The sequence below is a fragment of the Flavobacterium sp. genome (assembly GCF_044361015.1).
In the GTDB taxonomy this organism is placed as follows: Bacteria; Bacteroidota; Bacteroidia; order Flavobacteriales; family Flavobacteriaceae; genus Flavobacterium.
The window spans coordinates 1-22,283 of sequence record NZ_JBIKJL010000012.1 but is presented as its reverse complement, the minus strand read 5'-3'; the positions used below and the strand labels follow the sequence as shown (position 1 = coordinate 22,283).

The following is a 22,283-nucleotide window of genomic DNA, read 5'->3' as shown; positions in this document are numbered from 1 at the left end:
CCAACAATATTTTTAAAAGCATGACAATTATCATTTTTTATAAAAGACAGTAAATCTAATTTTGTTAACATAATTTTAAGGTATGAGTGTTATTTACATATTAATCTCAATAAGTATTATTGTGGCTGTCTCCTTTTTGTATGCCTTTATTCGGGCTGTAAAAAGTGGCCAGTACGACGACGATTATACTCCCTCTGTCAGAATGCTTTTTGATGACGAACTCAAGAAAAATCCAAACAAAAAACCAATACAAACAATTAAAGAAAAACAAGTATAATTATGGAGATGCAACAATTTTATTACGACAACAAAATTGTAAAGAAGTTCCTCTATGCCAGTATCCTTTTTGGCGTGGTGGGAATGTTAGTAGGGCTCATTTTGGCTCTTATGTTTTTATTTCCCAACATGACCGATGGAATTTCCTGGTTGAGTTTTGGTAGATTAAGACCTTTACATACCAATGCAGTAATTTTCGCATTCGTTGGAAACGCCATTTTTGCTGGTGTTTATTATTCCATGCAGCGATTACTCAAAACCAGAATGTACAGTGATTTATTGAGTAACATCAACTTTTGGGGATGGCAGCTTATTATTGTTGCAGCGGCAATCACTTTACCTTTAGGATATACTTCTTCCAAAGAGTATGCCGAGTTAGAATGGCCCATTGATATTGCCATTGCTTTAATCTGGGTAGTATTCGGTTTGAACATGATTATGACAATCGTAAAACGAAGAGAACGTCATATTTATGTAGCCATTTGGTTTTACATCGCTACTTTCGTTACCGTTGCAGTACTTCATATTTTTAATAGTTTAGAATTACCTGTTTCTGCTTTAAAAAGCTATTCTGTTTATGCAGGTGTTCAAGATGCACTGGTACAATGGTGGTACGGTCACAATGCAGTGGCATTCTTCTTAACCACTCCTTTTTTAGGTTTGATGTACTATTTTGTTCCAAAAGTGGCCAATCGTCCAGTGTATTCCTACCGATTATCTATTATTCACTTTTGGTCGTTAATATTTATTTATATTTGGGCGGGTCCGCACCATTTATTATATACAGCTTTACCTGATTGGGCACAAAATTTAGGAGTTGTATTTTCTGTTATGTTGATTGCTCCTTCTTGGGGTGGTATGATTAACGGACTTTTAACACTTCGAGGTGTTTGGGACAAAGTGCGTACCGATGCTGTTTTGAAATTTTTTGTGGTAGCTATTACCGGTTATGGTATGGCAACTTTTGAAGGCCCAATGCTTTCATTAAAAAATGTAAACGCTATCGCTCACTTTACCGATTGGATTATTGCACACGTGCACGTGGGTGCTTTAGCATGGAATGGTTTCATGACTTTTGGTATGATTTATTGGTTGATTCCTCGAATGACCAAAACCAAATTATATTCTGAAAAATTAGCCAATTTCCATTTCTGGATTGGAACTTTAGGAATCGTATTATATGCGTTACCATTATATGTTGCCGGTTTTACCCAAGCTTCTATGTGGAAACAATTCAACCCTGACGGGACTTTAATGTACGGTAACTTCCTTGAAACAGTGACGCAAATCATGCCAATGTATTGGATGAGAGCCATTGGAGGAACTTTATTTGTAATTGGTTTATTAGTCTTGGTTTATAACATTATTCGAACAGTAGCTCAGGGATCGGCTGTAGAAGATGAATTAGCTGAGGCCCCAGCCTTATCGAATATTAGTAACAAAAGACAAAAAGGTGAAAAATGGCATGCTTGGTTGGAACGCAGACCTATCCAATTTATGTTGTTATCATTGGTTGCCATATTAATTGGTGGAATAATTCAAATTATACCAACCATTGTAGTAAAATCAAATATTCCGACAATTGCCGCAGTTAAGCCTTATTCTCCGCTAGAATTGCAAGGAAGAGACTTATACATTCGTGAAGGTTGTGTGGGTTGTCACTCGCAAATGATTCGTCCGTTCCGATCAGAAGTAGAACGTTATGGTGAATATTCCAAAGCAGGTGAATATGTGTACGATCATCCATTTTTATGGGGATCCAAACGTACGGGTCCGGATTTACATAGGTTGGGTGCTAAATATAATGACAACTGGCATTTTAATCATATGTGGGATCCGCAAAGTACTTCACCGGGTTCAATCATGCCGGGTTATAAATGGCTCTATGAGAATGAAGCTATGGATCACTCATTAATTGAGAAAAAAATGGAAGTCATGGCAACATTGGGTGTTCCTTATACAGATGAGGATATCAAGAATGCCCGTCAGAATATGGATGCACAAGCTTCAGCAATAGAAAAAAACTTGTATTCTGATCCTGATTTTGTAAAATCATATGAAGAAAGCAAAAAGAATGCTGCAACTAAAGGAGAAGAATTCGTTCCTATGAAAGACAGAGAAATAGTGGCATTAATAGCTTACTTACAGCGATTAGGTACCGATATAAAAGTGAAACAAACTGCTCAAAATAAATAGGTATGTTAAAGTTTGTAAAAGGACATATGGATAGCATCTCTGGGATAGAGATCTACCCGATTATTTCACTAAGCATATTCTTTATCTTTTTTGCTTTGCTTTTAGTGTGGGTTTTCACCTATAGTAAAGATAAAATTAATGAATTGAGTGAAATTCCACTGAAAGAAGATAATTAGTAACAACCTCATTATAATAAAAAAATGAAAAAATTAATTCCATCATACGTAAGAGTTCCATTGATTTTTGTCATCGTTTTGGGTGCAATGGAATATTTCATCGATTCAGGGGAACAGCCTGCATTCATAAAATTTCCTATGGTAGGGCTCTTTTTAATAGTCTTTTTGTTTCTCTTGATTGCCATTGAAATTGTGGTAAGTGCTGTTGATAATGTTACCTATCATTTATTGACAGATGAACAAAAAAAACAACTTGAAGAAGCTCAGTCCATTCCTTTTGCTGAAAGTAAATTCTATCAAAGTATTTCCAAAAAACTCACGCGTTCTAAAGGAGTTGAGGAGGAACATGATGTTTTACTCGATCATGATTACGATGGTATCAAAGAATTGGACAACGTTTTACCTCCTTGGTGGGTCTATTTGTTCTACATAACAATTGTCTTTGCTTTTATTTATTTAATACGTTTTCATGTGTTCAGTGATTATACGCAAGCCGAAGAATTTGAAACTGAAATGGCCACAGCAAGAGCTGAAATAGAAAAATATAAGTTAACAGCACCTGATTTAATGAACAAGGAGAAAGTGACCTTGTTATCGGATGCAGGTTCTTTAGCTGAAGGTAAAAAACTATATGAGACTTCTACTTGTATCGCCTGTCACAAAACGGATGGAGGTGGTTCTATCGGACCAAATTTAACGGATGATCATTGGATCTTAGGTGGAGGAATCAAAAACGTATTCAATACCATTATGGAAGGCGGACGTGAAGGAAAAGGAATGGTGCCATGGAAAAAGGAAATTAAACCTTCAGATATTCAAAAAATTGCTAGTTATGTAATTTCATTACAAGGAACGAATCCTAAAGATGCAAAAGCACCGGAAGGCGATGTTTGGGTAGATGAAAATGCACCCAAACCAGCAACTGTTACCGATTCCACAGCTACAGATTCTACTAAAAAAACAGTAGAAACTGCAATTAAATAATACATACAAATCCCGTTTCAAGTGGGATTTGTAAATTTTTCAATAAAATGGTATGAGCAAGTTACCCGACGACAGTTTTAGAGACACAATCGGAACCATTGATAAAGAAGGCAAAAGAGCCTTTATCTTTCCTAAGAAACCAAAAGGTCCTTTTTATGATAAAAGGAAGCTGGTCAGTTATTTTTTGTTGGTCTTTTTATTGACAGCTCCCTTTATCAAAATTAACGGACATCAATTTTTGATGTTCAACGTATTGGAAAGACGTTTCAATATTTTCAGTTTTCCATTTTGGCCGCAGGATTTTCACTTATTTGTGATTTCCATGATCATTGGGGTGGTTGGTTTGGCTTTGTTTACAGTTGTTTTCGGACGTATATTTTGTGGTTGGTTTTGTCCGCAAACCATTTTTATGGAAATGGTTTTTCGCAGAATTGAATTCTGGATTGATGGTGATCGAGGAGCTCAAATTCGGTTACAAAAACAAGAATGGAATGCCGAAAAGATTCGTAAAAGAATAACCAAGTGGTTGGTGTTTTTTATCATTTCTTTTATCATTGCAAATGTATTTTTAGCCTATTTGGTCAGTAGCGACCGATTGTTGCTAATGATTAAAGAAGGTCCCGCTCTTCATACAAGTACGTTAATAGCCTTATTAATCTTTACCGCTGTGTTCTATTTTGTTTTTGCATGGTTTAGAGAACAAGTATGTATCATTGCTTGTCCGTATGGAAGAATGCAAGGAGTTTTATTAGACAATAAGTCAATCAACGTTGCATACGACCATGTTCGTGGTGAAAAAGAGCTAGGAAGAGCAAAATTCAATAAACAGGAAGACAGAGCAGCTACCGGAAAAGGTGATTGCATTGATTGTAAATTATGTGTGCATGTGTGTCCTACAGGTATTGATATTCGTAATGGTACGCAATTAGAATGCATTAATTGCACCGCGTGTATGGATGAATGCGATACGATTATGGAAAGTGTTGGTTTACCAAAAGGGTTGATTCGGTATGCAAGTGAAGACGAAATTGTAAAAAAAGAAAAATTCCAATTCACAACCCGAATGAAAGGCTATACCGCTGTTTTAGTCATTTTAATTGGAGTGTTAGTAGGAATGCTTTTCTTGCGAAATGATGTTGAAGCTACTATTTTGAGACTACCTGGACAATTGTTTGAACATAAAGGAGAAAACATCAGTAATGTTTATACGTATAAAATCATAAATAAAACAACTAAGGAATTCAATGAAGTAACATTTAAATTAGTGGATCCCAAAGGTGAAATTATATTGGTTGGAAATCCTCAAGTAAAAGTAAAACCCGATGCTATTGCAAAAGGAACACTATTTATTGAAATAAATCCCGCCTATATTGAAGGCGATAAAATCAAATTGAAAATTGAAGTGTATGAGGGTGATGTATTAATTGAAACTACAACAACCAATTTCATGGGACCAAGAAGCTTTAATTAATAATCGTTGCTTTAGCTAACTTTCATCGGACTTTAGTCCGATGTATTAAAAACATAAAAAATGAAAATAAACTGGGGAACAGGAATTGTCATTGCATTTGGACTTTTTATGACCTTTATTCTATTCTTTGTATTTAAAGTACAATCGGATAGTAAATATGACAATGAACTAGTAGTAGAAGAATATTACAAGCAAGAACTCAAATTTGAAAATCAAATGGAAAAAGAGCAGAATGCAAGTAATATGTCTGAAAAAATTGAAATTAATACTTTAGAGGAAGGAATTAAAATAACATTTCCATCCGATTTAAATAGCTCATTAATTAAAGGAAAAGTGTCCCTTTACCGACCGTCAAACAAAAAGCTGGATTTTGAAGTTCCGATTTCCCTATCCGGTTCACATTTGCTCATACCTGAAAATACTTTGGTTGGCGGTCGTTGGGACATTTCTATTGATTGGACCTACGACGGAAAAGAATTTTTAAATAAAAAAACAATTTATTTTTAAAAGTAAAGGGTAAATAATAAAAGTAACCAATAACCCGTAACTCGTATGCTTTACACTGCAGTACTTTTTGGCTTGATCAGCAGTTTTCATTGCATTGGAATGTGCGGTCCAATTGCTATGATGTTGCCTGTTGATCATAATAATCCCACCAAGAAAGTACTGCAAATCATGTTGTATCATTTGGGACGCTTAACAGCCTACGGAATGTTAGGACTATTTTTTGGAATGTTGGGAAAAGGCCTCTTTCTTGCCGGGTTGCAGCAACAGCTTTCAATTGCAGTCGGAATTCTAATGATTGTACTTGTGGTGGTACCTGAAAAGATTTTAGCTAACTATAATAATTTTTCGAAACCGGTTTACAAGCTTATTTCAAAAGTAAAAGCACATTTAGGAGCACAATTCAAACGGAAATCACCCGATGCATTATTTACCATCGGACTATTAAATGGCTTTTTGCCGTGCGGAATGGTTTATGCAGCACTTTTTGGAGCCATTGCCATGCAAAGCGAACTTTTAGGCGTTGCTTACATGGTTTTGTTTGGACTTGGAACGATTCCCATGATGAGTGCTGTGGTGCTTATTTCAAACTTTATTACGGTTCCTATTCGCAATCGTATTCAACAATTAATTCCTGTTTTTGTAATTGTTATAGGTGCTTTGTTCATCATGCGAGGTATGGGATTGGATATTCCCTATATTTCACCAAACACCACAAGTTTAATTGTTCAGGCAAATCCAGCTTGTCATAATTAATTACTTTTTTTTCTTTTTTTTGAAGGCACTAATTTTCTCCTTAGGGTTTAAAAATTAGTGCCTTTTATATTTCTATTGTCTTAAAATTAAAGTAGTAAACTGATTAATATCATATTTTTTTTTCGTAAAAATTTCGAAATTTATGCTATAATAATTTTTAAATAGTTGTAGTATGACAAATTTTGATATAAATCATGTGAAAAATGTGGTATTGCTTGGACACACGGGTAGCGGAAAAACCACCTTGGCAGAATCGTTGCTTTTTGAAGCTGGAATTATTAACCGACGCGGTACCGTTGAAGATCAGAATACGGTTGGAGATTATTCTGATATGGAACATGAAAAAGGAAAAACACTTTTCTCCAAGTTGATGAACTCCAAATGGAGAGGATACAAAATTAATATTTTAGACACGCCCGGTTATGATGATTTATCGGGCGAAATTATTTCTGCCATGCGAGTGGCAGATTGTGGTTTGATGTTGCTCAATTCCAAAATGGGCGTTGAAGTGGGCACTGATATCATTTGGCAGTATACCAATGATTTCAAACTCCCCGTAATTTTATCAGTCAACCATTTAGACAACGATAAATCGGATTTTGATCGAACCATTACTGAAGCAAAAGAACATTTTGGAAATCAAGTGGTAATTGTTCAATATCCCGTAAATCAAGGAGTACAATTTGATGCAGTCATTGATGTGTTGAATATGGTGATGTATAAGTATTCAAAAAATGGAGGTAAACCTGAAAAAATGGCTATACCGGATTCAGAAAAAGAAAAAGCCAATCGTTTGCATCAGGAATTAATTGAAACCATTGCCGGTAACGACGAAAATTTGATGGAAAAATACTTCGATAAAGGTAAATTAGACGAGGACGAAATGAAACTAGGTCTGCATCATTCACTTATTAAACATGAACTATTTCCTGTTTTTTGTCTTTCTGCAAAATTAAATATGGGTACCGGACGATTGATGGGATTTATTGATAATGTTTGTCCGTCTGCCTTTGAAATGCCAAAACAAAAAACAATTGACGGACAAGAAATTACTTGCTCCGACAAGGGCAACAAAGCTATTTTTGTTTATAAAACAGTAACTGAGCCGCATATTGGTGATTTAAGTTTCTTTAAAGTTCTTTCGGGAACAATCAAAGTAGGTGATGAGTTGACCAATGAAAACACCGGCCAAGTGGAAAAAATAACCCAGTTATTTGAAATGGAGGGAAATAAGCGAATTCCTGTGGATGAACTGGTTGCCGGTGATATCGGTGCTACACAAAAGCTAAAAAATACACATACAAATAACACACTACATCAAAAAGGGTTTCCGATAGAAATCGTACCGATTCAATTTCCTAATCCAACCTATACAATAGCGGTTGAAGGAACCAAAAAAGGAGAAGAAGAAAAATTATCCGCTGCTTTGCATCAATTGGTCGAGGAAGATCCCTCTATCCGAGTGGAAGTTTCTGCCGAATTACGCCAAACGTTGATTCATTGCCAAGGTGAATTACATTTAGCTGTAATCAAATGGAAATTGGAAAATGCACAAAAATTATCTGTTCGTTTCCAAAAGCCAAGAGTTGCCTATCGCGAAACCATTCAAACCGAAGCCGAAACCGTTTACCGGCACAAAAAACAATCGGGCGGAGCAGGTCAATTTGGTGAAATAGCCATGAAAATTGAGCCTTGGTATGACGGTATGCCAGAACCAACCGGAGTTTCTATCCGTGGAAAAGAAGAAATTGATTTACCATGGGGAGGCAAACTTGTGTACTATAATTGCATTGTAGGAGGTGCAATTGATGCTCGTTTTCACCCATCCATCCTGAAGGGAATTATGGAAAAAATGCAACAAGGTCCTCTCACGGGTTCACACGTTCAAGATGTTCGCGTCATCGTATTTGACGGAAAAATGCACCCGGTAGACAGCAATGATTTGTCTTTTAAAATTGCAGGAATGATGGCGTTTAAAGAAAACTTCATCAATGCAAGCCCAAAACTTTTAGAGCCTATTTATAAAGTGACTATCACAGCTCCTGAGGAGATTACCGGAGCGATTATGAGCACCATCCAATCCCATCGTTCAATGGTGGAGGGAATGGACGCCGAAGGCCATTTTACGATTATCAAAGCCCAAATTCCTATTGCTGAAATGCATGAATTTACAAACGATTTACGTTCGTTATCTCAAGGTCGTGCCAGAATTACTATGGAATTTGATCATTATGAAAGTGTTCCTTATGAAATTCAAAATAAATTAATAGCTGATTTTGCAAAAGAAGCTGTGGAAGTATAGTTTTTAGTTGAATATATTTCTTTAAACAAAACGCCCAAATGAAAATTTGGGCGTTTTTATATTTCTTCTATAATCAAACTAAAAAAATAGTGATTAAACCGTCATCGAAAACAATTGTGTGTCGGGAATATTGCGTTTCATTCGTAAATCAAATGCCATACAAATATTGCGAACAAATGCTTTTCCTTTTTCGGTAACTGTAATGGCATTTTCAGTTATTTGAACCAAACCATCATTTTTCATTTCCTGTAATCGTTCGATAACTTCGGGTAGTTCTGAAAAGAAAGTTGCATGTTCGGCCCAAGTGGTGTGAAATTGGCACATTAAATTCAAAATATGTTTCCGAATGATCAAATCTTCTGCAGTCAAAATGTGTCCTCTAAATACAGGCAACTCATTTTGTGCCAATAAATCATAATATTCTTCCAGCGTTTTGACATTCTGAGCAAAACTGAACCAGCTGTCACTAATAGAAGAGACGCCTAATCCAATCATCACTTGCGTTTTTGAAGAGGTATAACCCATAAAATTTCTGTGTATTTTCCCTTCTTTAAATGAATGATACATGCTGTCTGTACCCAAAGCAAAGTGATCCATTCCAATTTCATGATAACCTTTTTTAGAAAGGTGTTTTTTACCTACTTCATAAAGCAATCTTTTTTCATCATCTTTCGGTAAATCTTCATCATTAAAACCACGCTGGCCGTTTCCTTTAATCCATGGCACATGAGCATAACTGTAAAATGCTAATCGATCCGGTTGTAAGGAATTTGTTTTATCAATGGTATCGATAACCTCTGCTATTTTTTGAAAAGGCAGACCAAATATTAAATCATGACCAACAGAGGTGTAACCAATTTCACGTGCCCAAAAAGTTACTTTGGCAACATTGTGAAATGACTGGATTCTATGAATAGCTTTTTGAACGGTTTCTGAGTAGTCCTGAACACCAAAACTAACTCTTCGAAAACCTAAATCAAATAATGTTTGAAGATGTTTACGGGTTGTATTGTTTGGATGACCTTCAAAACTAAATTCATATGCATCATGTTTTTTTGCGGTTTCAAATAATCCGTTTATTAATCGTTTCAGATTTTCAGGATCGAAGAAGGTAGGGGTTCCACCACCCAAATGGATTTCTTTGATGATTGGTTTTTTGGGTAACAACTCGCAGTATAATTCCCATTCTTTTAAAAGAGCTTCAATATAGGTATGCTCTACATCGTGTCGTTTTGTGATGCGTTTATTGCATCCGCAAAAAGTGCATAAACTTTCACAAAACGGTAGGTGTATGTATAAGCTAATACCCTCTGAACTATTGCTATCTGCAAAGGAATGAATCAATGTTTCTTTCCATTTTTCGAGTGAAAAGTTTTTTTCATCCCAATAAGGAACCGTTGGATAACTTGTGTATCGCGGACCAGGGACATTATATTTTTGAATTAGCGACATTTATTATTTCTTTAAACTGTAAAAAAGTTTTGACTTCAATACATCTAATTTCTTTATAGATTTGTATAATTCTACTAAGAATTATAGGTCAAAGATATTTGAGTAATCCTTAAAAAAAAATGATAATTGTCATAACAAAAAAAAACCGACACATGGGTCGGCTTTCTGTTTTATAGTATCTTACTCATGAGAGATATTTCGCAATTGCTTTAGTTTATCTCGCCATGTTTTCAGTTCGTCCTTGTGTTTTTCAATATTTTTAAAAACTTCTTTTACCATAGGATTGTCCTTTTTGGCATGTGTAAAGAATTGAATATTGTTTTCTAATTGGAAGATTTCTGATTGTAATTCGTCAATTTTACGCATGATGAAGATTTTTTCTCCTTCCAATTTACGAGAATCATCTGCTCCGGCTAGTTGGCCTAGCTTATTAGAAAAACGCATCATGTCGCTTTCTTTTTTACTCATACTAAGTTTTTCAAATAAGGCATCGAGAATTTTGTTGAATTTACCTTCAATATGTCTTCTTGAAAAAGGTACTTTTCCATACGATTTCCATTGTTCGATATGAGCTTTTATTGCGTCTAAATCTGTTTTATGATCGCCAACCAATTGAAATTCCTTCAATTGTTCTAAATATTCTTTTTTCTTATCAAATGCTTCAATTTCATCTGAATTAGCTTCATTACGTGTAGCTTTCATTCGGTCAAAAAATTGATTACAGGCATCTTTAAATTCTTTCCAAACCTTATCAGAATATTTTCTGGGCACATGACCAATTTGTTTCCACTCTTCCTGAATTTGTTTCATTAATGGTGTTGTGGCCGCAAAATCTTCACTGACACTAAGTGTTTTTGCCTTTTCAACTAAAGCCATTTTTTTGCTTAAGTTGTCATTTTGTTCTTTTTTAATGTCTTTGTAAAAGGAATTTTTATGCGAATTAAAGTTACGAACGGCTGTTTTGAATTCAGCCCAAGTAGCTTCATTTATTTCTGATGGAACTTTACCGGCAGAAAAGAAGGCATTGCGTAAAGCTTCTACCTTTTCAATTAACCCTTGCCATTGAGAATGTGCTGTAACTTCTTCTGTAGCCAGCTTTTCAATTTCAGCAATGATTTCTTTTTTATTTTCTAAATTAGCAGTTTCTTTTTCACGTTGATTAGTAAATAAACCTTCTCGTTTATCGTGCATTTGTTTTGTTAAGGCACTAAACTGATTCCAAATCTCTTCGCGGTGTTCACGATCAACCGGACCTATTTCTTCTTTCCAAATGCGATGTAAATCTTGAAGTTCTCTAAAAGCTTTGGTAATATCAACTTCATTTACCAATTCTTCAACTCGGGCAATAATTTTTTGTTTTAGCTCCAAATTGTGTTTGAAATCTTGGTCTCTTGCTTCACGGTCTAGGTGTAAATAATCGTAGAAGTTTTCAACATGGAAATGATAATTATTCCAAACATGATTGTATTTGTCTCTTGGAATTGGTCCAATTGTACGCCATTCTTCTCGCAACTCATTAAAGTGCTTTAAAGTATCTTTAATGTTTTCTTGAGGATTTATTAGGTTTTTTATTTCCTCTACAATGGCTAGTCGACGTTCTAGATTGGCACTTAAATTGTTTTGTAAGCTTTTAAAATGAGCATTTTGCTTCCCTTTTAATTGCTTGTATAAGGTATCAAATTTTGATTTTAAAGGTAAATGATACTCAAAATCTTCATTTGAATCAGGATTTTCAGCTTTAAATTCATCTCTCTTTTCTTCAATAAAATGATGGTATTTTGCTAGAAATTCTTTTTTAATTTCTTCTACATGTTCTTTTACGGACATCACTTTTTCAACCTCTGTCAGTTTTTCCAATTCATCAACTAATGCTTCCATCGATAGGGAGGCATATTCTAACATCGGTATATTGTGGCGTTCCTTCAACGTTTCATCTTCACTTTCTTCTGCATTCGATTCATCAATAGCATTCAAAGCTATTTGATGTCCATTTTCTGACATTGGAGAATCTTCTGCAAGTTCTTGAGCTGAAATTGTTGCAACCGCTTCTTCTACGACTTCATTCCCTTCAAGAACAACTTCATTAAGTTCTACTGATTCGGGTGCTTCAATTGCTTCCGTAACCTCATTAACTATAGTTTCAGAATTCATTTCTTTAACAGTTTCAACTGACTCATCTACAACGGGTTGAGTGTTATCGGTAATTTCAATTACTTCTTGAATATCGTTTTGTGAAACGTTTTCTTGGTTTCCGTCTGTCTCATTTTCAATTGGCGACAGGTTATCATTCTTTTCTTCTAACATTGTAAAAATGTGTAAGGTTCATAATATAGAGGCGAAAGATACTAAACACTAGTCAAAATTCAAAGTAATCAGGGTATTTATCACTTTTTTTAAATCACATAAAACGATTTAAACAACGGAATCAGTTTTATCAAGCAGGGAATTGTATATTTTATTCCAAATTTTCCATCCTCTTTCAGCTTGTAAAACGAGCATTTCATGCCCGTTTTTGGTAACAGCACCTTTTGATTTAGCCTGTTTTAAAAAAAGTGTTTCTTCCGGATTGTAAATTAAATCATAAGCAATATGTTCCGGGGTGAAGTAGTCATAAGGAATTGGCGGACATTCTTCTATGTTGGGATGAGTTCCTAGCGGAGTACAATTTATAATGAGTTGATAATTATCAAAGGTGGTAGCATTGATGTATTTGTAATCTAAAGCATTTTCTTTTTTACTTTTGGAAACAAAGGTGTATAAAATACCTAATTCTTCTAGCGCAAAGGCTACTGCTTTTGAAGCTCCACCTGTACCTAAGATTAGTGCTTTTTGATGATGAGGTTGTAACAAAGGTAGGATTGATTTTTTAAATCCGTAATAATCTGTATTGTATCCTTTTAGTTTCCCTTTTTTAGTAAATTTAATACAATTAACGGCTCCAATTTTCTGAGCTTTTTCAGAAAGGTTGTCTAAATAAGGTATTACTTTTTCTTTGTAGGGAATGGTGATGTTTAATCCAAATAAAGTTGGATTTTCTCTCAATAATTTTGGAAATTGTGAAATCGCTGATAAATCAAAATTCTCATAGGAACAGTCGTTCAGTTGTTCTTTTTCAAATTTTTCAGTGAAGTATTTTTTTGAAAAAGAATAACTGATGTTTTTTCCGATAAGTCCAAATAATTTATTCATTTTTCACTTTCTTTCGGGGTAAAAACTGTTTGATTAATGGAATGTTTGCCACAATAATGATTAGGATAATGAACTTCTCTAAATGTTCCTTCACATAATCTATTTGACCTAAAAAATATCCTAACAAACTAATGGCGGCAACCCAAAGAAACGCTCCGATAAAACTGAATTTTAAAAAAGTATTATACGGAACATTTGTTGCTCCACTCAAAAAAGGTACTATAGTTCGAACTACCGGAATAAAACGAGCCATAATTATTGAGTTTTTTCCATGCTTATCAAAAAATTCCTGGGCTCTAAGAATATGGCTTTTTCTGATAATAAATGTCTTTTCACTATTTAAAATAAAAGTCCCAAACCGTTTGCCAACATAATAATTTAAATTATCGCCCAATAAGGCTGCAAAAATTAAAAGTGGAACAATGATTACAATGTCTAATTCTCCCCGTGCTGCAATCATTCCAATGGCAAAAATTAGTGCATCACCAGGTAAAAAGGGCATTAAAAATGACATCACTATTAACCCTGTTTCGGCGAAGATCAGGAAAAATAAAATAGCATAAATCCAATTATCATACTTTTCAATTAGTTTTGAAAGAATTTGATCCGGCTGCGATAAAAATTTTATCAGTAAATCAAGATAATCCATTTAATTTGTTTTTGTTCATTCTTCAGCCAAAATCTTTTCTTATTTCGAAAATTTTGCTCCTACTTTTTCTACGATAAAAATAGTTAAAAATCCGGCAATCATCAAAAGTATGGCAATCAATAATAGGTTGTCACCTTCAAAATTTTGAGGTAGTATGCTTTTTTCCATAAAAGCCACTTCGTTTCCATGAGAGTCGATTCGGTTAGATAATACTTTTTTCCATGGCCAGACTTTGTTTAAAGAGCCTAGCATAAATCCGGTTAGCAATGCCATCGTGGTATTTCTATGATGATCAAACATCCAATGTAATACTTTTGAAAACAATTTCAGTCCAAGAATTGCACCGATAGCAAAGGTTCCTAATTTTAGAATCGACTGAACTAAAAGTTCTATATTAAACGTTAGTAAGGCTTCTCTAAAAATATTAATGGTTCCAATAACAACACTATAGGAGCCCATTAATACTAAAATAAAAGCTCCCGAGATTCCCGGTAATATCATCGCAATAATTGCAATAAATCCCGATAAGAATAAATACGGATAACTATCAGGTGAGGCCACCGGTTCTGCAATCGTGATATAATAAGAAAGCACAGTACCAAGTATAAAAAAGGAAATTGAACCTATAGAAAATTTATCAATTTGTTTGCCTACAAAAAAGATGCTCGCAATCACTAACCCAAAGAAAAATGACCACACCAAAATCGGTTGTGTGACTAACAAATGGGTAATAATTTTTGAAAAAGTAAGTATACTGATAAAAATGCCCGAAAGTAAAGCCAATAAAAAACTTCCATTGATTTGTTGCCAAGCAATTTTAAAACCGTTTTTTTTCCAAGAGGGGAAAAAGGTAAAATCTACTTTGTTAATTGTATCAATCAATTCTTGATATATACCAGAGATAAAAGCAATTGTTCCGCCGGAAACACCGGGAACAACATCGGCAGCACCCATGGCTAATCCTTTAAGAGTAATTAGAAAGTAATCAGGAAAAATTTTTCTCATAAAAAAAAGCGTTCCGCTTTTGGAAACGGAACGCAAATTAGGGAAAATTTTTATAAGTATGTTGGAAATTATGCTAAGATTTTAAATGTTTGGTAATTACATTTTGAACAATTTTTCTATCCCAAACTACCGGAAATAATTCTTGTAAAACGGTTCTGTTTTTAGCATTTAGCCGCAATCCGTTATTCAAATGAATTTTACCTTTTTCGTTTTGCTGTAACATATAATAGATTCCGGCTAAACGATATTCTACTTCATATTGCTCTGGGAAATATTCTGCTGCTTGTACTAAGGTTTGAATAGCACTGTCAAATTCACCTAAAAATTTCAAAATATCTACCCAAAACAACCAAGTGTCTAATTGATAATCACCAAATTCTACTGCTTTTCGGTACCCAAATTCAGCTTCTTCATAAAAATTCATTTGGCGGTTAATGGTTGCATAACGCTTCCAATACAACTGATTTTCATTATCAATGGCCAATGCTTTGTTGACATAAAATAAAGCTTTTTGATAATTTTTTAAACGGATATAAAAATCGGTAATTGCTATCCAACCTTTGTCTAACAAAGGATCTTCATGAACAGTTTTGTTGTAATATTTGATGGCTTCAGCTTTGTTACCTAATTTTTCATAACATTTCCCGATGCGTAATAAAGCATAGGAGGTTGGATCTTCTAATTCAATCGTTCGTTGAAAAGCTTCTATGGCTTCTTCAAATCGTTTAAGTTTTTCGAGTGATTTACCCTTTTCCATGAAGGCTCCAATAAATTCGTCATCAATCAAGGTGGCATAATCAAAACAACGCAAAGCATTTTCATACTTTTTGATGCTGTAACTTAATCGGCCTTGTTGATGCCAGGCAATTTCACTGAAGGGATTTTTCTCAATATAATTTTCTAAATAGTCAATAGCTTCCTTTTGTTGGTCTAAAAATTCAAAACAATAAACTACATTATACAGGGCTGATTGGTCCTCGATGTCAACTTCCAAACATTTTATAAAATTGTATTTCGCTAACTCTAAATTATCCATGAAGAGATATTCCATCCCCATCAAGTTATAAACATCAGCAAAATCTTCCGTAAAGTTTAATGCTTTTTCTAACTCTTCAATGGCTTTTTCGTGTTGGTCACGTTTGGAATAAATATTCGCTTTTTGAATGAATATTTCTTCATTGTGTGGTTCAATTGCATACAACTCGTTAAGCATTTTTTCGGCAATTTCGAGTTTGTCGTCATAAATCAACATTTCGATTTGTACCAATTTTAAACCGGTAGATTTCGGATGTTGTTCAAGAGCTAATTTCAGGGCTTTTTTAGCCAGAGATGCCTTTCCCATATCGAGGTAATGAAGAATAATTTCTTCAAACTCTTCTGAATCAAAAAACAAAACTTTATTGGTTTTGAGCATCGATTCAAATTTCGATAAGGATATGTTATAATCGTCTTCTTCGTGACTTAAATGCATACTCGATTTTTTAAAATTATCCTACAATAAAAATAGCGAAGGATTAGCTTTTTTCTATTTTAATGTCAAATTGTTGTAAACAATTTAATTAACAACTTTTAGGGCTTAGTCCTTAGTGATTAGTCCTTATTATTATCTTTCATAACTTCATCCAATGCTTCCAAAATAATTTTACAACCTTCTTTTATTTCTTCTTCGGAAATGGTTAAGGGTGGTGTAATTCGAATGGCTCGACCTTCAAAAAGTAACCAGAATAGAATTAATCCCTTGTCTTGGCATTTGAAAATTACTTCATTTGTAATTTCGGGTGTTTCAACCATTGCCGCTAACATGAGTCCTTTTCCTCTTATTTCTTGTATCAAAGGGTGTACCAAAAGTTCACGAAACAGTTTTTCTTTTACTAAGGTTTGCGGAATAAGGTTGGTTTCCGTCACCTCCCGCAAGGTAGCTAAACAAGCTGCCGCAATGACAGGATGTCCGCCAAAGGTCGTTATATGCCCTAATTTCGGATTATTACTCAGTAAATCCATGTATTCTGCTTTTGATGTAAAGGCACCAACGGGCATTCCGCCGCCCATTCCTTTACCCATAATTACGATATCAGGAACGACTTCATAGTTTTCAAATCCGAATAATTTTCCGGTTCTACCGAAACCGGGTTGTATTTCGTCTATGATTAAAAGTGCTCCCACTTCATCACAGCGTTCTTTTATTTTTCGTAAAAAGCCGTTTTCCGGTTGAATAAATCCGGCTCCTCCCTGAATGCTCTCCAAAATAACGCCTGCTGTTTTGGTTGTTATTTTTTGAATGTCTTCTTCATTATTAAACGTTATGAAGTCCACATCGGGAAGTAATGGTCTAAATACTTGTTTTCGTTCTTCAAATCCCATCACACTCATAGAGCCCATCGTGTTGCCGTGATAAGCATTGTGACAAGAAACCAAATGACTGCGTCCCGTGACTCTTCTAGCCAATTTCAAGGCTCCTTCTGTAGCTTCGGTTCCTGAGTTTACTAAATAGGTTTTATTCAGCGGTTCCGGCATATTTTCTGCCAACAGTTTACAAAATTCAACGGCAGGATGATGAGCATATTCGCCATACACCATAACATGCGAATATTTGTCCAATTGGTCTTTAATGGCTTGATTTACTCTCGGATGTTGATGTCCTAAACTACATGCTGAAACGCCGGCTACAAAATCTAAGTATTTTTTTCCATTTGTGTCAAAAATATAAGAACCTTTTGCATAGGAAACTTCCATGGCAAGAGGGTAGGGAGAGGTTTGTGCTTGGTATTTTAGAAAATCTTCTTTCATAAAAGTGAATGGGTTATGGAAAAAAAGAATATAACCAACTTTAATCCCTAACGCGTAGCTCGCAACTTTTTAACTGTCTTTTTTCTTTTCTTCAACTTCTAATGATTCTTTGCGAACATCCATTGGAACATTTTCTTTTTCTGCTTCAACTTTAGTTTTCTGTTTCATTTTTTCATCATATTCATTTTCTTCAGGAGGAAAAATGTCTTCTTTTGATTTTATTCGCTCCTCGCCACGCCATATAAAGCCACGTAGTTTTCTTGCATTTTCAGGCAAATCTTTTTCAGGATATATTTCACCATCTACTTGTGTAAAAAAGGTGATGGTATCAATTTGATTACCGTCTAAAGTCATGTTGATGCTACTGCTTGCACTTTTGTTAATGCCAATGAGTTCCTGTTCATCATTCCGCATATAATAAACAACTTCAGTGTTTTTAACAACATCTACTTCATAGAGTTTATTGTCCCGAAATTTACCATATAAATTTTGTCCCTTTACCTGATTGTAGCCAGAACCAATGGTATCTTTTGAGGCAATAAAAGTATTGTTGAGTACTTTTAAGGAGTCTAATTTTTCTGTTTCTTTATTAGAAATCAAATGCATGATATCGCCGGTCATTTGATTGTCATAATTCCACATCACCGGATTGCCAATGAGTTTTGTCAAACCGGTTTTTTCAGAGGAATGGAGTGAATCACATTTCCCACTCATATCGGTTTTATAAAAGCGTACATTTGTATAACCTCGAATTACTCGTTCCTCCGGTTTTCCGGTTACGACTAATTTTTTTCCATGAATATAGAGCGTGTCTTTTTCTACTAAAGTCATGGCAACCGCTCTTTTGGTCATCATCAAGGAATCTTTTGCTTTATAAACCTCACCATAATGGCCTTTCACAATACTGTTATTGATAGAATCGGTTACTTTTACATTTCTGGTAGCGGAGGCAAATTCACGATTACGATCATAATACAAGCTATCTCCTTCAATTAATCGATTATTATATTTAATATAAGAGTTTTTGACAAAATGAGCTAAATTCTTTTTAGTATCATAAAAACCTTTCTCAGTATAAATAAAATTCTCTTTACTGGTGATGGTCGATGCTCCAAAAAGATAGGCATGCCCCACATTTTCATAATAATCCAAATGATTGGTCTTAATAACCGACTTTGGATTGGTTATCGTAACCGCATTTCTGAACTGATACATTTTTTTCTGAACCATATACGTGCCCGCTTGGCTCGTCAAAACGTTTTCTTTGTCATTAATTGTGCCACCGGTTTTATAAAAAGCCTGCTGTGTATTCCTGTCAAAATTTAAAATTTCCGATTTTAAAGTAGAACTGGGTGAAGTCATTACAACGTTACCGGACGCATAGGCTTGTTTGTTTTCACCATTATATTCAGCATAAGTGCTTGTCATCGTTATCGTATCGCCTTGAACCATGCGAACGTCACCAAATGCTTTGAGGTAATTTTCTTTTTTAAATAAATAGGCCTTGTTGCAATATAAAATGGCTCCTTCATGGCTAACCCTCACATTGCCGGTCAGCAAAATAGCATCTGGATAGAGGTTTTCATCTACATCAAAAAATTCAGAGTATTCCACAAAGATTTCCTTGTTCTTTTGGGCGTTTGCCTGCAAAAACGGGAAGGTGATAAAAAGAACAAATAAAAAGATTCTCAAGCGTAAATTTTTTTTTGTCAAAATTACTAAAATTGAGGGAAGGACAATACGTCTTGGGAATAATTTAGGTATATCGATCCATGTTTCAAGCTAAGATGTAATTTATGAGTTAGCAATTTCATTTTGATACCTTAAGGATTGTTAATTGTTTGATTGCTTTAATTTGAAATTTTGTTTGACGAGCTTTGATGGTTTTGGTTGTATTTGAACAAGATTGATGATTTTTTTGAAATTTAGAAGGGTTTTGTTCGATATATGTTCGGGATTTGTTCGAACCGGCTTCTTGAAAAGGGGTTGTTTTCTGAACAAATTTGGAAGCAATACAAACTAAGGTGGTGGTGGAGGTTGGTTGCTGCTGCCTATTTCGTAGGAGATACCTCGGCAGGCTCGGTATGACAAAAGACTGCACCGCATGATAAAGGTGGGGTTGGAATGATATGAAACAACCCGAAAGGATTCGGACTAGAGTGGGGGATTAGTTAGTGTAATATGGCAAGACAAATTTTATAAACCAGTTAGGTAATTTATCTGTTTTTAGCTCCATATTTCCTTTATAAACCTCAGCAATTAAAATTTGTTCTTTACCTGAATTATCAAATAAATAGGCACGATAAAAAATTTATTACATCTTCAGGTTGATATTCTAAAAGAGATTTTAAAATAAGTCCGGGATGAGAGTCAGCTAAAAAAAGTAATTTTTTTTCTTTTATTTTTAAAATGAAAGCAATTGAACTTCCATTAGTGGGTGTTTTGTCTTCAACTGGAGCTAACGATAATAATTCTTCCATTTGTATTTTATTTGAAGAAATAGGTTGAGAGCCTTTTACTGGACTTTCTTTTATCCAAGTTAAAAGCATTTGAAATGCATCATCATATAATTTCTCTTCTTCTTTGGAATATTTCAAATCATATTTTGTTAATTCACTTTCCCACAATGTCTTTAGATTATCTAACTTTTCTTTATCAGGTGATAAGAGGATTATTTGAGATTCCAGATCAACGTTTACCGTCTGTTTATTTTCTATACAAACGGCCTTTTGATTGAAATCACTATTCCATCTATAATCTCCTTTTAAAATCAAGGCTCCTAAAGTTGTTCCTTGTTCAGCACTGATTTGGTTTTCACCATTTTTTAATTCGTTATTGAAATACCCTCTATTTAAAATATTCTTTATTATTTTTTCCTCCTTATTTGAACTATTTTCTTCTTTTTCAGTATCGTTTAATAAGTGTCGGAAAGTATTGTGCCAAACTTCTTTAATTTCAATAAACTTTTCCTGATTGTCTTTTAAAAAAGGCATTGCTCCCCAGATGTGGTCTGAATCAATATGAGTTATTATTAATTTTTCTAAACATTCTCCATTATCTGCTATTTCAATCAATTCTTTCTTTATGTAAGTATTGTAAGTTATAACATAGCCACAGTCAATTAATAAATGTTTTTTCTCATTTGTACCATAACTGATTAATAAACTATCTCCATTTAAGGCAGGGAAAACAGATATTGTTATTGAAAAAATATTATTCTTCATAAAACTTCATTTTAATTTCTATGCATAAAATGCTTTTTCCATCAATTCTTGTTCGCTTCGGGAAATTCCGATTTCATTTGCAATTGTTTTCCATTTGGTTGTAACTTCCAAGACTTCTTGTATAATTACCTCCATTTGATTCTTGTTTAAACGGAAATATTCACCTACACTTTTTGCTAAATCGAAATCCAAAGCATTGTTATCGGTGTCAATGTTTAAGGCTAAGCCGTCTTTGTCTATTGAGGGGTTGAGGTCATAAGCCGGTGATAAAATCCAACCTTCTTTGGTTAGTATAAAGCCATGATTTCTTAAATGATCATCGGTGTTGGAAATCGCTATGTTGAAGATGATTCTTCGCCATAATTGGTGTAGGTTGGCTTTTATGTTTGCTCCGTTATTACTTATGAATTCTGCGATGTCAAGGTAGCTTGCTTGGTTGTCTCGAATGGTATCTTCATTATTTCCGGTTATTGTCATTGCGGATGCAAAGTGGATTCGTTCTCCGTTTTCACGGTCGAAACGTTTTGTGAAAAAGGTATGGTGTTTGCCTAAAATTCTTTCCATACGACAAGGTGCCATTTCAATTCCAGCTTTAGTTGCCAATTGATAGGCTAAAAATTCCCAAGCTGCTTTGTCAATGGTATCTGTTTTGGATGGAAATTTGGCAATCCAAAGACTTTTATCTGCGTCTAGAATATTGGCTTTAGGTCGTGCTCCACCTAATGACGAACCGGGTGTTATTAGTACTGAAAGGTATCTGTTGACATCTTCACTATCTATATCATTTTCAAAAATGAAGGCAGCATTTTGAAGCTCTCTAATTGAAGTCCATGGAGGTGTGGAGGCTGTTTTGTTATTGTCTAAAAATTCACCTACTGGGTCTATTTTAAAACGCAGTGCCCCCATACGGCTTTCATCAAAAACACCTAATAGAAAGTCTATATCGTAAAGCGTTTTGGGCTTTACATTCTTTTCTCTTGCCAGTTGTGCTTCTCTTCGTTTCATTAGTGTGCGTCCCCAAGTATCGGGCATGCTGTCGAGAAAAATTCCGAAGTTTTCTTTTTGATTTGGATATTGTGGTCCACCATACAATTGTATGTCGGGGTCGAGCAAAAATTTTTGATCTGATTTGAGCCAGTCCTTGTCGTACTCAAAGCTAAATGCTTTCTTGCCTTTGGCTTGTTGTGCAGACAAAATACCAATTATTTTAGGTTCTTGCATGCCTTTCCAGTGAGCATAAACATATATGTCTGTTTTTGTGGACATTTTAGTGTGATTGTTGTTTAAAAGTTTAAAGGTTTAAAAGTTTAAA

Annotated in this window: 17 protein-coding genes; 7 read left to right on the top strand and 10 right to left on the bottom strand. The window is 34.6% G+C overall.

The window, feature by feature from the left end:
• Nucleotides 1–82 precede the first annotated feature (82 nt).
• The 7 genes from ccoS to ACIQ2Z_RS04995 all read left to right on the top strand — a co-directional run bounded on the left by ccoS (nucleotide 83) and on the right by ACIQ2Z_RS04995 (nucleotide 8,665).
• A complete protein-coding gene (ccoS, locus tag ACIQ2Z_RS05025; protein ID WP_396183061.1) occupies nucleotides 83–277 on the top strand; it encodes a cbb3-type cytochrome oxidase assembly protein CcoS in 195 nt (64 codons plus the stop codon).
• 2 nt (nucleotides 278–279) lie between these two features.
• A complete protein-coding gene (gene ccoN / locus ACIQ2Z_RS05020; RefSeq protein ID WP_396183060.1) occupies nucleotides 280–2,472 on the top strand; it encodes a cytochrome-c oxidase, cbb3-type subunit I in 2,193 nt (730 codons plus the stop codon).
• Between the two features lie 200 nt (nucleotides 2,473–2,672).
• Nucleotides 2,673–3,632 carry a cbb3-type cytochrome c oxidase N-terminal domain-containing protein gene (locus ACIQ2Z_RS05015; RefSeq protein WP_396183059.1) on the top strand — a complete coding sequence of 320 codons (960 nt, stop codon included), beginning with the start codon at nucleotides 2,673–2,675 and terminating at the stop codon, nucleotides 3,630–3,632.
• 52 nt (nucleotides 3,633–3,684) lie between these two features.
• Nucleotides 3,685–5,103, top strand: a complete 1,419-nt coding sequence (ccoG, locus tag ACIQ2Z_RS05010; RefSeq protein ID WP_396183058.1) for a cytochrome c oxidase accessory protein CcoG — start codon at nucleotides 3,685–3,687, stop codon at nucleotides 5,101–5,103.
• A gap of 60 nt (nucleotides 5,104–5,163) precedes the next feature.
• Entirely contained in the window at nucleotides 5,164–5,610 is a 447-nt protein-coding gene (locus tag ACIQ2Z_RS05005; RefSeq protein ID WP_396183057.1) for a FixH family protein, read from the top strand.
• Nucleotides 5,611–5,655: 45 nt separating this feature from the next.
• A complete protein-coding gene (locus ACIQ2Z_RS05000) occupies nucleotides 5,656–6,363 on the top strand; it encodes a sulfite exporter TauE/SafE family protein (RefSeq protein ID WP_396183056.1) in 708 nt (235 codons plus the stop codon).
• Between the two features lie 172 nt (nucleotides 6,364–6,535).
• On the top strand, nucleotides 6,536–8,665 hold the full coding sequence (locus ACIQ2Z_RS04995; RefSeq protein ID WP_396183055.1) for an elongation factor G: 2,130 nt from the start codon (nucleotides 6,536–6,538) through the stop codon (nucleotides 8,663–8,665).
• A gap of 93 nt (nucleotides 8,666–8,758) precedes the next feature.
• Here the strand turns inward: ACIQ2Z_RS04995 and hemN are convergent, their stop codons facing one another.
• The 10 genes from hemN to ACIQ2Z_RS04945 all read right to left on the bottom strand — a co-directional run bounded on the left by hemN (nucleotide 8,759) and on the right by ACIQ2Z_RS04945 (nucleotide 22,237).
• Nucleotides 8,759–10,117: an oxygen-independent coproporphyrinogen III oxidase gene (hemN, locus tag ACIQ2Z_RS04990; RefSeq protein WP_396183054.1), complete on the bottom strand. Its 1,359-nt coding sequence runs from the start codon at nucleotides 10,115–10,117 to the stop codon at nucleotides 8,759–8,761.
• Between the two features lie 180 nt (nucleotides 10,118–10,297).
• Nucleotides 10,298–12,421 carry a DUF349 domain-containing protein gene (locus tag ACIQ2Z_RS04985; RefSeq protein WP_396183053.1) on the bottom strand — a complete coding sequence of 708 codons (2,124 nt, stop codon included), beginning with the start codon at nucleotides 12,419–12,421 and terminating at the stop codon, nucleotides 10,298–10,300.
• 108 nt (nucleotides 12,422–12,529) lie between these two features.
• A complete protein-coding gene (locus tag ACIQ2Z_RS04980) occupies nucleotides 12,530–13,306 on the bottom strand; it encodes a shikimate dehydrogenase family protein (protein ID WP_396183052.1) in 777 nt (258 codons plus the stop codon).
• Nucleotides 13,299–13,955, bottom strand: coding sequence for a DedA family protein (locus ACIQ2Z_RS04975; protein WP_396183051.1), 657 nt, complete (start codon nucleotides 13,953–13,955; stop codon nucleotides 13,299–13,301). Before ACIQ2Z_RS04975 ends, ACIQ2Z_RS04980 begins: the two co-directional genes overlap by 8 nt.
• Before the next feature lie 39 nt (nucleotides 13,956–13,994).
• Nucleotides 13,995–14,960: a DUF368 domain-containing protein gene (locus ACIQ2Z_RS04970; RefSeq protein WP_396183050.1), complete on the bottom strand. Its 966-nt coding sequence runs from the start codon at nucleotides 14,958–14,960 to the stop codon at nucleotides 13,995–13,997.
• Between the two features lie 73 nt (nucleotides 14,961–15,033).
• Nucleotides 15,034–16,431, bottom strand: coding sequence for a tetratricopeptide repeat protein (locus ACIQ2Z_RS04965; RefSeq protein WP_396183049.1), 1,398 nt, complete (start codon nucleotides 16,429–16,431; stop codon nucleotides 15,034–15,036).
• 119 nt (nucleotides 16,432–16,550) lie between these two features.
• The gene (locus ACIQ2Z_RS04960; protein ID WP_396183048.1) at nucleotides 16,551–17,747 is read right to left on the bottom strand and encodes an aspartate aminotransferase family protein; all 1,197 of its coding nucleotides are present in this window, start codon (nucleotides 17,745–17,747) and stop codon (nucleotides 16,551–16,553) included.
• 69 nt (nucleotides 17,748–17,816) lie between these two features.
• The gene (locus tag ACIQ2Z_RS04955) at nucleotides 17,817–19,439 is read right to left on the bottom strand and encodes an OstA-like protein (protein ID WP_396183047.1); all 1,623 of its coding nucleotides are present in this window, start codon (nucleotides 19,437–19,439) and stop codon (nucleotides 17,817–17,819) included.
• Nucleotides 19,440–20,032: 593 nt separating this feature from the next.
• Entirely contained in the window at nucleotides 20,033–20,971 is a 939-nt protein-coding gene (locus ACIQ2Z_RS04950) for an MBL fold metallo-hydrolase (protein ID WP_396183046.1), read from the bottom strand.
• Nucleotides 20,972–20,989: 18 nt separating this feature from the next.
• Nucleotides 20,990–22,237 (bottom strand): type II toxin-antitoxin system HipA family toxin, encoded by a 1,248-nt coding sequence (locus tag ACIQ2Z_RS04945; protein ID WP_396183045.1) that lies wholly within the window; start codon nucleotides 22,235–22,237, stop codon nucleotides 20,990–20,992.
• Nucleotides 22,238–22,283: the final 46 nt, after the last annotated feature.

Bases quoted from the DNA above. Each gene is read 5' to 3' on its own strand.
- ccoS (WP_396183061.1), top strand. From the start codon at position 83: ATGAGTGTTATTTACATATTAATCTCAATAAGTATTATTGTGGCTGTC.
- ccoN (WP_396183060.1), top strand. From the start codon at position 280: ATGGAGATGCAACAATTTTATTACGACAACAAAATTGTAAAGAAGTTC.
- ACIQ2Z_RS05015 (WP_396183059.1), top strand. From the start codon at position 2,673: ATGAAAAAATTAATTCCATCATACGTAAGAGTTCCATTGATTTTTGTC.
- ccoG (WP_396183058.1), top strand. From the start codon at position 3,685: ATGAGCAAGTTACCCGACGACAGTTTTAGAGACACAATCGGAACCATT.
- ACIQ2Z_RS05005 (WP_396183057.1), top strand. From the start codon at position 5,164: ATGAAAATAAACTGGGGAACAGGAATTGTCATTGCATTTGGACTTTTT.
- ACIQ2Z_RS05000 (WP_396183056.1), top strand. From the start codon at position 5,656: ATGCTTTACACTGCAGTACTTTTTGGCTTGATCAGCAGTTTTCATTGC.
- ACIQ2Z_RS04995 (WP_396183055.1), top strand. From the start codon at position 6,536: ATGACAAATTTTGATATAAATCATGTGAAAAATGTGGTATTGCTTGGA.
- hemN (WP_396183054.1), bottom strand. From the start codon at position 10,117: ATGTCGCTAATTCAAAAATATAATGTCCCTGGTCCGCGATACACAAGT.
- ACIQ2Z_RS04985 (WP_396183053.1), bottom strand. From the start codon at position 12,421: ATGTTAGAAGAAAAGAATGATAACCTGTCGCCAATTGAAAATGAGACA.
- ACIQ2Z_RS04980 (WP_396183052.1), bottom strand. From the start codon at position 13,306: ATGAATAAATTATTTGGACTTATCGGAAAAAACATCAGTTATTCTTTT.
- ACIQ2Z_RS04975 (WP_396183051.1), bottom strand. From the start codon at position 13,955: ATGGATTATCTTGATTTACTGATAAAATTTTTATCGCAGCCGGATCAA.
- ACIQ2Z_RS04970 (WP_396183050.1), bottom strand. From the start codon at position 14,960: ATGAGAAAAATTTTTCCTGATTACTTTCTAATTACTCTTAAAGGATTA.
- ACIQ2Z_RS04965 (WP_396183049.1), bottom strand. From the start codon at position 16,431: ATGCATTTAAGTCACGAAGAAGACGATTATAACATATCCTTATCGAAA.
- ACIQ2Z_RS04960 (WP_396183048.1), bottom strand. From the start codon at position 17,747: ATGAAAGAAGATTTTCTAAAATACCAAGCACAAACCTCTCCCTACCCT.
- ACIQ2Z_RS04950 (WP_396183046.1), bottom strand. From the start codon at position 20,971: ATGAAGAATAATATTTTTTCAATAACAATATCTGTTTTCCCTGCCTTA.
- ACIQ2Z_RS04945 (WP_396183045.1), bottom strand. From the start codon at position 22,237: ATGTCCACAAAAACAGACATATATGTTTATGCTCACTGGAAAGGCATG.